Source organism: Streptomyces acidicola (assembly GCF_009377235.1).
Classification (GTDB): Bacteria; Actinomycetota; Actinomycetes; order Streptomycetales; family Streptomycetaceae; genus Streptomyces; species Streptomyces acidicola.
Window position 1 is genome coordinate 1 of record NZ_VMNX01000299.1, and the last position, 10,238, is coordinate 10,238.

General features: G+C 69.5%; 9 protein-coding genes and 1 pseudogene. 7 read left to right on the forward strand and 3 right to left on the reverse strand.

Annotated elements, in window-relative coordinates:
• Positions 1–1,072 (reverse strand): alanine racemase (locus FPZ41_RS41250; RefSeq protein WP_152869339.1); only part of this gene is annotated, 1,072 nt, incomplete at its 3' end.
• A gap of 169 nt (positions 1,073–1,241) precedes the next feature.
• Between FPZ41_RS41250 and FPZ41_RS41255 the strand changes: the two genes are divergently transcribed.
• From FPZ41_RS41255 to FPZ41_RS41275, 5 genes are all read left to right on the forward strand, one after another.
• Positions 1,242–2,393 (forward strand): sugar kinase, encoded by a 1,152-nt coding sequence (locus FPZ41_RS41255; RefSeq protein WP_152869351.1) that lies wholly within the window; start codon positions 1,242–1,244, stop codon positions 2,391–2,393.
• The gene (locus tag FPZ41_RS41260) at positions 2,390–3,139 is read left to right on the forward strand and encodes an IclR family transcriptional regulator (protein WP_152869341.1); all 750 of its coding nucleotides are present in this window, start codon (positions 2,390–2,392) and stop codon (positions 3,137–3,139) included. The genes FPZ41_RS41255 and FPZ41_RS41260 overlap by 4 nt, the downstream gene beginning before the upstream one ends.
• A gap of 46 nt (positions 3,140–3,185) precedes the next feature.
• Complete coding sequence (locus FPZ41_RS41265; RefSeq protein ID WP_152869343.1) at positions 3,186–3,596, forward strand: RidA family protein; 411 nt, start codon at positions 3,186–3,188, stop codon at positions 3,594–3,596.
• 202 nt (positions 3,597–3,798) lie between these two features.
• Positions 3,799–5,307 (forward strand): GntP family permease, encoded by a 1,509-nt coding sequence (locus tag FPZ41_RS41270; RefSeq protein WP_152869353.1) that lies wholly within the window; start codon positions 3,799–3,801, stop codon positions 5,305–5,307.
• An 81-nt stretch (positions 5,308–5,388) separates the two neighbouring features.
• Positions 5,389–6,039, forward strand: coding sequence for a hypothetical protein (locus FPZ41_RS41275; protein ID WP_322621381.1), 651 nt, complete (start codon positions 5,389–5,391; stop codon positions 6,037–6,039).
• A gap of 84 nt (positions 6,040–6,123) precedes the next feature.
• Here the strand turns inward: FPZ41_RS41275 and FPZ41_RS41280 are convergent, their stop codons facing one another.
• A complete protein-coding gene (locus FPZ41_RS41280; RefSeq protein WP_152869345.1) occupies positions 6,124–7,497 on the reverse strand; it encodes a M14 family metallopeptidase in 1,374 nt (457 codons plus the stop codon).
• 270 nt (positions 7,498–7,767) lie between these two features.
• Here FPZ41_RS41280 and FPZ41_RS41285 point away from each other — a divergent pair, with 270 nt between their 5' ends.
• Positions 7,768–8,262, forward strand: a complete 495-nt coding sequence (locus tag FPZ41_RS41285) for an ATP-binding protein (protein WP_152869347.1) — start codon at positions 7,768–7,770, stop codon at positions 8,260–8,262.
• A 161-nt stretch (positions 8,263–8,423) separates the two neighbouring features.
• Complete coding sequence (locus FPZ41_RS41290; protein WP_152869349.1) at positions 8,424–9,737, forward strand: Nramp family divalent metal transporter; 1,314 nt, start codon at positions 8,424–8,426, stop codon at positions 9,735–9,737.
• Between the two features lie 44 nt (positions 9,738–9,781).
• Here FPZ41_RS41290 and FPZ41_RS47560 read toward each other — a convergent pair.
• Positions 9,782–10,238 (reverse strand): annotated as a pseudogene (locus FPZ41_RS47560) (hypothetical protein); the annotation flags it as partial.

The window sequence follows — 10,238 nt, forward strand, 5'->3', positions numbered from 1 at the left end:
GATCCAGGTCGTACGCCGCGTCCCGCTTGCCCGCGTTGACGAAGGCCTGCTCGGGGGAGGGGCGGGACACCACCTGCGCCCAGAGGCGGAAGGCGGGGTGGAGGGCGCCCTCTTCGGGGACGCGGTTGAACGGGGTCACGCGCCCGTAGTGGCCCGCGTCGTGCGAGACGTACGCCCCGGAGCGCAGCAACTTCAGCACCGGCAGCGACAGTTCGGGAAGCTCGGCGAACACGTCCGCCACCGCGTCGAACCAGGCGCTGCCGCCCGCGCTCACCACGATCTCGTCCAGGCCCGCGAACCGCCCGGCCTCGTCGAAGCCCGCCGCCAGCGCGGTGAGCCGCCGCAGCCAGGCGCGCACCCGCTCCGGGTCCGCCTCGGGCACCTCGCCCTCGTAACCGGCCACCCCCACCAGCCGCAGCGTGGACACGGCAGCCACCGCGTCCGCCACCGCCGCGCACTCCGCCTCGGTCCGCACCCCGGTACGCGCCCCTTCACCGGCGGCCAGCTCGACGACCACGTCCAGCGGGCGGGAGGCGACACCGCGCAGCGCCGCGTCCATCAACTCGACCCCGCGCACGGAGTCGACGTAACAGACGAGCCGGAAGGAGGGGTGGGCGTTCAGCTCGGCGGCGATCCAGGTCAGCGCCGCCTCGTCGACCACCTCGTTGGCGAGGAAGATCCGTTCGATCCCGAACTCCCGTGCCACCCGCACCTGATGCGGCACCGCGAGCGTGATGCCCCACGCGCCCCGGTCGATCTGCTGCCAGAAGAGCTGCGGGGCCATGGACGTCTTGCCGTGCGGTGCGAACGCCAGGCCGTGACGGGCCGTGTACGTCTCCATGAGCGCGAGGTTGTGCTCCAGGCGCTCGGCGGAGAGGGCGAGCACCGGGGTGGTGAAGCCACCGGTGAAGAGGTTGCGGCGCTCGGCCGTGAGCTCGCCGACGGTCAGGCCTGCGGCGTCCGGGGGGAGGCCCTTGAAACGGTGGCCGACCCGCTCGGCGGCCAGGCCGGCCAGGGCTTCGGTCCGTACGTCGGTACTGGTTCGTACATCGGTACTGGCTTCCGCACCCATGGAGCCTCCCTGATCAGGTGAATTGCGATATCTGCAACGGTCATTGCGTATGTCGCTCACTGCTGTCTAACATCCCAGCCAACACCGGGTCAACGGGATCTGTTGGCCCAGCACCGACGCCCAGCACCGACAAGGAGCCTGTGTGGACGTAGTGGCGCTCGGCGAGTCCATGGTCACCTTCCTTCCCTCCCGGCCGGGCCGCCTCGCCGACGTTCCGTCATTCGAGCGGGGCATCGGGGGCGCGGAGTCCAACGTCGCCTGTGCGCTCGCCGCCGCCGGGCACGCGGCACGGTGGGTGAGCCGCGTGGGCGCCGACGGGTTCGGTGACCACCTCGTCGAGACCATCGGCGGGTACGGCGTGGACGTGTCGGCCGTACGACGGGACCCGCAGCGCCCCACGGGCGTGTACTTCCGTACGGCGAGTGACCGGGACGGGGACGGGCACGAGGTGGCGTACTACCGCGCGGGCTCGGCGGCGTCCGCGATGGCCGTGGGGAACGTCGACCTCGCGGCGGTGCGGGCGGGCCGCGTCCTGCACCTCTCCGGGATCACGGCGGCCCTGTCGGACGACTGCCTCGCCCTGCTCCGGGAACTGACCGCGCCCGGTCCCGGCCGCCCGCTCGTCTCCTTCGACGTCAATTTCCGCCCCAGCCTGTGGCGCGACCCCGACGGCCCAGGCGTCCTCCTCGATCTGGCCCGCCGCGCCGACCTCGTGTTCGTCGGCTCCGACGAGGCGGCGGCCGCCTGGGGCGTCGACGCCGACCCCAGGACCATCCGGGACACCCTCCCCGAGCCCCGCGCGCTGGTCGTGAAGCAGGGCGCACAGGGCGCCACGCTCTTCGAGCGGACGCACCAGAGGGAACCGCACGCTGCGGAGCCCCGCCTCATGGAACCGCACTGGGAAGCGCACTCGGCGGAAGACACCGTGGCTTTCGCCCCCGCGCTCCACGTGGACGTCGTCGCCACCGTGGGCGCCGGGGACGCCTTCGCCGCCGGCTTCCTGTCCGCGACCCTGCGGGGACTCCCCGCGCGGGAGCGCCTCCGGCACGGCCACCTCATGGCCGCGGCCGCCCTCACCGCCCCCGGCGACCTCGGCACACCCCCCGCCCGCGACCAGGCCGACCGCCTGGCCGCCCTGGACGACGCGACGTGGGGGACACTTCGTCTCGGCCCCGGCTGGACACAAGCCGTCGATCAGGTCATTGACCCAGCTGTCGATCAAGGTGTCGATCAAGCTGTCGTTCAAGGCGTCGTTCAAGGTGTCGACGCAGGCGCTGACCGAGCCGTCACGCGGGCCGAGGAGGAGGTACACCACCCATGAGCCAGACCGTCGACCGTGCCCTCAGCATCCTGCCGCTACTGGCCGAGGGCCCCGCCGACCTGGGCCGGGTCGCCGACCGCCTCGGCGTCCACAAGTCGACAGCCCTGCGCCTCCTTCGCACGCTCCATGAGCACGGCCTCGTCTACCGCCAGTCCGACCAGCGCTACCGCCTCGGTGCCCGCCTCTTCGCCCTCGCCCAGGAGGCCGTCGAGAACCTCGACATCCGAGAGATCGCCCACCCCCACCTCGTACGCCTCAACGAGGAGTGCGGCCACACCGTCCACCTCGCGGTCTACGAGGAGAACGAGGTCCTCTACATCGACAAGGTGGAGAGCCGCTACCCGGTGCGCATGTACTCCCGGATCGGCAAACCCGTCGCGATCACCGTTGCGGCCGTCGCGAAGCTGCTCCTCGCCGACCTCCCCGAGGCCGAGCGCCGCGCCCTCGCCGACAAGCTCGACTACCCCCTGTACACGCCCCGTTCGACGCCCAACGCGCCCGCCTTCCTCAAGGAACTGGAGCGGGTGCGCGAACAGGGCTGGGCCACCGACCTCGGTGGCCACGAGGAGTCCATCAACTGCGTCGGCGCCCCCGTTCGCGGCACCGACGGCCGGGTCGTCGCCGCGATGTCGGTCTCGGCCCCGAACGTCGTCGTCACCGGCGACGAACTCCTCACCCTGCTCCCCCTGGTACGCCGCACCGCCGAGGCCATCAGCCGCGAGTACTCGGGCAGGACGACCCCATGACCGTGAAGGCCAAGCACCCCACCACCGCGAAGGCGAAGGACCCCGCATGACCGAGAAGATCGCGCTCACCCCGAAGACCCACACCACCCCGCCAGCGAAGTTCTCGCACGGAGTGAGGAAGGGGAACATCCTCCAGGTCGCCGGCCAGGTCGGCTTCCTGCCGGCCGAGGAGGGCAGGCCCCCGACGCCCGCCGGGCCCACCCTGCGCGAGCAGACCCTCCAGACCCTCGCCAACGTCAAGGCGATCCTCGAAGAGGGCGGCGCCGGCTGGGACGACGTGATGATGATCCGCGTCTACCTCACCGATGTGGACCACTTCGCCGAGATGAACGCGATCTACAACCAGTACTTCGAGGAGCAGCAGCTCACGGCTCCGCCCGCCGCCCGCACGACGGTCTACGTGGGCCTCCCCGCGGGCCTCCTCGTCGAGATCGACGCCCTGGCCGTACTCGGCTGAGCCCCCGCAGCTTCAACTCCCGCAGCTTCAACTCCCGCACCCTCAACTCCCGCACCCTCAACTCCCGCAGCTTCAACTCCCGTACTCCGTAAGCCATCACGGTCCGGCGCCACCCACTTCCCGCACGGGGCGCCGTACCGCGATACCCCCTGCCCGAAAGCACCATGAACCCACGAAAAGGTCCCCCATCGTGTCCCTCCCGCTGTCCTCCCCTCAGTTCTCCTCCCAGTTCTCGCCCCATCAGCTCGCAGCCTCCGCCCCGCCGGAGCCACCCCCGCACACCGGTGGCCTGCTCGTCCTCATAGACGGCACCGCCGGACTCCTCACGGTCGCGGCCCTCGGGATCGTGCTGCTCCTCGTCCTGATCATCAAGGTCAGACTCCAGCCGTTCGTGGCCCTCCTGGCGGTCTCCATAGCCGTCGGCCTGGCGGCGGGCCTGTCCGTCACCGAACTCTTCGGCACGGTCCAGAAGTCGGACGCGGTGTCCACCATCGAGTCCGGCATGGGCGGCATCCTCGGCCATGTCGCGATCATCATCGGCCTCGGCACCATGCTCGGCGCGATCCTCGAAGTGAGCGGCGGCGCGGAGGTGCTGGCGTCCCGCCTCCTGAACCTCTTCGGCGAGAAGCGCGCCCCTCTTGCCATGGGCCTCACGGGCCTGATCTTCGGTATCCCGGTCTTCTTCGACGTCGGCATCTTCGTCCTTGCGCCGATCGTCTACGCCGCCGCCAAGCGCTCCGGCAAGTCGATCCTGCTGTACTGCATGCCGTTGCTCGCGGGCCTGTCCGTGACCCATGCCTTCCTGCCCCCGCACCCCGGCCCGGTGGCCGCCGCCGGACTCCTTAAGGTGGACCTCGGCTGGGTCATCCTCATGGGCGTCGTCTGCGGCATCCCGGCCGTGATCGCCGCCTGGGCGTACTCGGCCTGGATCGGCAGGCGGATCTTCGTCGCCGTACCGCAGGACATGGTGGAGGCGGCGGCCGAGGCCAGGCAGGCCGTGCTCGACGAGCAGCGCGCGTCCGGCGTCGAGCCCCCGGAGAAGCCGGTGCCGCTCGCCACGGTGCTGGCCATCATCGGTACGCCGCTGGTCCTCATCCTCGCCGCCACGTTCTCCTCGATCGCCCTGGACCCGTCCACGGGACGTTCCGTGATCGAGTTCTTCGGCAACCCGTTCGTGGCGCTCACGCTCGCCCTGTTCCTGGCGTACTACCTGCTCGGCATCCGCCGCGGCTGGTCCCGCAAGTCCCTGGAGACGGTGTCCACCGCCTCCCTCAAGCCCGTCGGCAACATCCTGCTCGTCGTCGGAGCCGGCGGGGTCTTCGGCGCGGTCCTCAAGGGCAGCGGGGTCGCCCAGGCACTCTCGGACACCTTCAACGACGTCGGCCTCCCGGTGATCGTCCTCTCGTATCTGATCTCCGTGGTCCTGCGCGTGGCCCAGGGCTCGGCGACGGTCGCGATCGTCACGACGGCGGGCATCGTCGCGCCGCTGCTCTCGGAGGGCGACCACTCCCAGGCCTTCATCGCCCTGGTCATCATGGCGATCTCGGCGGGCTCCATCTTCGCCTCGCACGTCAACGACGGCGGCTTCTGGATGGTCGCCAAGTACTTCGGCATCAGCGAACGCGACACCCTGAAGTCCTGGACGGTCCTGGAAACGGTGCTGTCGGTGGCCGGTTTCGTGGTGGCGGCGGGCCTGAGCTTCTTCGTGTGACGCATGGTGACGCATTTAATGCGTGTAACGAACCAGGGGCTGGCTGTGCCAGGCACAGGATCGTCGACCATACTGCCCGCTGTGGAGCAGCGCATAGGTTCGAGCAGCCAGCCCCTGGAGGGCGCCGGATTCGACCCGGCCTTCATCCCCGGGCTCACCTCACCCGTGTCCGGCGAACCGAAGGACGCCAAGCCGAAGGAGGCGGTCGAGGCCGACGCAGACGCACACGTCGACACCGACACCGATGCCGACACCGGCACCGACGGTGCGGCCCCGGTCGAGGACAAGGCACCCGAGGAGCCCTCGGCCGATGCCGAGAAGCCGGAGGACGCCGAGAAGTCCGAGGAGGCCGAAGAGAGCGAGGGGACCGAAGAGGAGGAAACCCCCGACGGTCCCGTCTTCGAGGCCTCCGACCGCCGCGCGAAGATCGTCGCGGACCACAAGGGCGTACGACTCTCCCTGGACGACCAGCGGTGCGAGTTCCGCTGGGACGAGATCGGCGCCCTGGAGACCGAGACACCGCGCTTCGGGAAGCGGTTCACCGTGACGGTGCACACCCCAGACCGTCGCTGGTACCCGATCGAGATCGAGGCGACGTCCAGGAGCCGCTTCCAGGAGTGGGACTCGCAGCTGGACGAGGTGCTGGACGCGTACTTCGAGGAGGGCGCGGCGGAGACGGAGGACAGCGCGGCCGACGCGGAGGACGGCGCGGCTGAGGAGAGCGCCCCGTAAGGGGCGCGGGGAACTGCGCGACCGGCCACGACGGACCCGCAGTTCCCCGACAACCTCAAGTCGACCGGCTTTCCCAGCGGAGCGCTACGCGCAGTACTGGGCCTCCTTGCCGATGGACCGGTACATGCAGTCCGCGTTCTCCAGCAGCTGCAGCACCGCGTCCCGGTTCCGGGACGTCTCCCGCTCGATGACCTCGTCGGGCGGGTAGAAACCGCCTCCGCCGGCCGACGACGGATACATCTCGAACGTATAGCCGAAGATCTTCTGGTTGCCCCACAGCCAGTCGTCGATCGAGCCGTCCGTGATGTAGAGATCGCTGGACTGCTCGGGTGTGTACCCGTTGCTGGCGGCCATCTTCTGGCCGACGGTCGCGAACGCGTTGCGGTCGTCCGCCGTCATCCCGGTGGTGGTGTCGGCGGTGGTGTACCCGAACGGCCAGAGCACCAGCTCGCTGTACGTGTGGAAGTCGATGCCCGCCTTGATCTGCTGGACACCGCCGACGACCCGGCTGCGCACGAAGTCGGCGACGACCTTCACCTCGGGCGCGGACTCGGCGGACGGACCCCGGTAGGTCTCCGAGGACGTGGACCCGGAGGACCCGCCGCAGCAGCCCCACCGATAGTTCCAGTTCCGGTTCAGGTCCGTTCCGACGGCCGACGAACCGCTGTTGGGCTGGCGGTTCTTGCGCCACGAGCGGTACGACCCGGTGGCGATGTCGTACTCGCTGCCGTCCGGGTTGAGTTGCGGGACGATCCAGATCTCACGGTTGTTGACCATGTTCGTGACGCGGGAGTCGGAGCCGTAGCCCGCGCCCAGCTCACGGATCAGATACAACGCCATCTCGACGGTGAGGTGCTCACGGGCGTGCTGTTGGGCGGTGAACAGCACCTCGGGCTCGGACTCGTCGCTCGCGACATTGTCGCTGATCTTGACTGCGATGATGTCCCGGCCCTCGTACGACTTGCCGATCACGCGCTTGCTCATGATGTTCGGGTACGCCGCGATCCGCTGGTCGATCTGCGCGTTCATCTCGGCGTAGTTGTTGTAGCGCGAGTCGGCCGAGGGGAAGTCGAGGAGCCTTACGTCGTCCTCGCCGCCCGAACGGTCGGGGGCCGCGCCCAACGGCGAGACCTCGTATCCCAGTTGCTTCAGCTTCCTGACCTGGTCCGCGCGGCCGGAGACGAAGACCGAGTGGGAGTCGGCGTCGTCCACGGTCACGCCGGACTGCTGGAGTGCCGTACGGGACGCGGAGTCCGAGCGCATGTGGACCTCGTACTGGCGGATGTCGTCCGCCGAGGCCGAGGGGCGCTGTGCGCTGGTCGCCGTGGCGTCGGTGGAGGTCGTCGCGGCTACGGGGGCCGCGAGGGCGAGCGCCAGCAGGCCGATGAGGGCGGCGGAACGGCGACCTGGTCTGCCGTTGCCGTTGCCGTTGCCGCTGCCGCGTATGCGGAGTCGCATGAAGTCTCCTAGTTTCTCCGGGGGTGTGGAGCGGGGGGTGGTTCAGCGCGACGTACGACTTCTGGTGCGGGTGTGGCGCTCATCGTGCGGGGGTGGCATGGGCAGGTCAAGGGTAGGGGTGATTTTGACGACCCTCTGTTGGCCTGAACTGCTCGGAAATTGGCCGGGCTTGGCACCACGACCAGGGCATAGGCGGTACGCGTACACCCGGAAGCATGTATTCCTCCCGTGCGCCGGACGCCGGACTCCGGGGAAGCGCACCCTGAACGCATGCTGCGACTTTTCGTGGGATACGAGGCACACGAACGACAACTCCCCGACCACGGCCCCCGGTTCGGCACGCTCTCCCCGCTGCCGCCGGGTGCCGGCCACCGAAGTGTCGAGTACGACCCCTGCCCCTCCGCGGCCGGCCGGGCCCGCGCGGAGGTCCGCAGGCAACTGGAGAGCTGGGGGCTCACCGAACAGAGCGAGACGGCGGAACTCCTCGTCAGCGAACTCGTGACCAACGCCGTGGTGCACGCCTGCAGCCGCCTGCGGCTGACCCTGTCGGCGGCGCACGGCGTGCTGCGCTGCGAGGTGTCCGACGCCGACGGACGCCGTCCCCGGGTGCACCGGGTCACGGAGACGTCGGAGGACGGCCGGGGGATGTTCCTGGTGGACACGCTCGCACGCCGCTGGGGCTGCCATCAGGACGGGCCGGGCAAGACCGTCTGGTTCGAACTCGCCACGTGCGGGTTGGACGGCTGCGGCGGGCGACGGCCGTAGCCGGGAGTTCCGGCGCGCTTCCCGGGGCGAGCCCCGTGCTTTCGTGGGGCGAGCCCGGCGCTTTCGCGGGGCGAGTGACCGGTCTGAAGCGGCCAGACGGCCGATTTCCTTCACCGTATGCCCTCTTGTGCCGTCGTCCGCTTTACGCTTTCTTGATCCGCATGGCGGACACCACGGACAACACAGCGACAGGAAAGCCCACTTCAGCCCCTCGAAAGTCCAGTTGGAAGTACATCGGCCCCGGCATCGTCGTCGCCGCGACCGGCGTCGGCGCCGGTGACCTCGTCGCGACCCTCATCGCCGGCAGCAACTTCGGCTACACCCTGCTGTGGGCCGCGGTGATCGGCTGTCTCGTCAAGATCTCCCTCGCCGAGGCGGCGGGCCGCTGGCACCTGTCCACCGGACGCACCCTCTTCGACGGCTGGGCGAGCCTCGGCCGCTGGACCATGTGGTTCTTCGCCGTCTACGCCGTGATCTGGGGCTTCGTGTACGGCGCGGCCGCGATGTCGTCGAGCGCGCTGCCGCTGCAGGCGCTGTTCCCGGACGTCATGGACCTCAAGTGGTGGGGCATCCTCTGCGGCCTGGCCGGCCTGGTCTTCGTCTGGTTCAACAAGTACGCCGTCTTCGAGAAGGTCATGACGGTCCTGGTGGGCGTCATGTTCGTGGTGACGGTCTACCTGGCCATCCGCGTCACCCCGAACCTCCCCGACGCCTTCGCCGGCCTCCTCCCGGTCCTGCCCGACGAGAAGGACTCCATCCTCAACACCCTCGGCCTGATCGGCGGCGTCGGCGGCACCATCACGCTCGCCGCGTACGGCTACTGGGTCAACGCCAAGGGCTGGACGAACTCGGGCTGGATGAAGGTCATGCGCCTCGACAACCGGGTCGCGTACGCCACGACCGGCATCTTCGTGATCGCGATGCTCTTCGTGGGCGCGGAGCTGCTGCACTCCGCGAACATCGCCATCGCGAGCGGCGACAAGGGCCTGATCCAGCTCGGCGACATCCTGGAGGACGAGTACGGTTCGGCCACCGCGAAGTTCTTCCTGATCGGCTTCTTCGCCACCTCCTACACCTCGCTGATCGGCGTCTGGCACGGGGTGAGCCTGATGTTCGCCGACTTCGTGGCCCGTTACAGCACGCGCGGCGGGGAGCTGAAGGGCGAGGAGGTCGCGTCGGGCGAGCGGGAGCGGTCGTGGCCGTTCCGCGCGTACCTGCTGTGGCTGACCTTCCCGCCCATGGTGCTGCTCTTCCAGGGCGAGCCCTTCCGCCTGATCATCATCTACGGCGTCCTGGGCGCGGCCTTCCTCCCGTTCCTCGCCCTCACCCTGATCTGGCTCCTCAACTCCGACCGCACCCCGCGCGAGTGGCGCAACGGGCCGCTGAGCAACGTGATGCTCGCGGTCGCGGGCGTGCTGTTCGTGGTGCTGTGCGTGAAGCAGATCTGGGACCAGCCGTGGGCGGAGTTCTTCTGATCGGGCCGTTCAGCCCGTTCAGCCCGTTCAGCCCGATCCGCCGATCAGTCGGCCTGAAGGAGCTGTTCCCACTGCTCACTTGTGGCGACCTTCCTGAGGTCCCCCATGGTGAGGGCGGGGGTGTCGCGGTTCGGGGCGGTGTGCTGTGAGCGCGAGTTGAAGGCCATCACCACGACCCGCAGGCCGTCGGTGCGGAGGGTGTCGACGGTCCACATGACGAGCCCCACGACCTTGTCGTCGCCCGGGCCCTGCCGTGTGGTCACCTTGGTGCCGTCCGGCAGGACCTCGGCGTCGGGCCCGAAGAGCTCGCTCTCGACGTCGGACATGCCGGGCTGCACATTGATCTGCACGAACGTCGCGCCCTTGCCGTCGTCGACGACGACAAAGCCGTACTCGCTCTCCTGACCCCCCTTCGAGACCACCTCGACGTCCTTGGGCAGCAGGCTGATGAGCGTCTTCTGGATCGCCTGGCCGTCGGCGGCCGGGGGTTCGGCGGGGGTG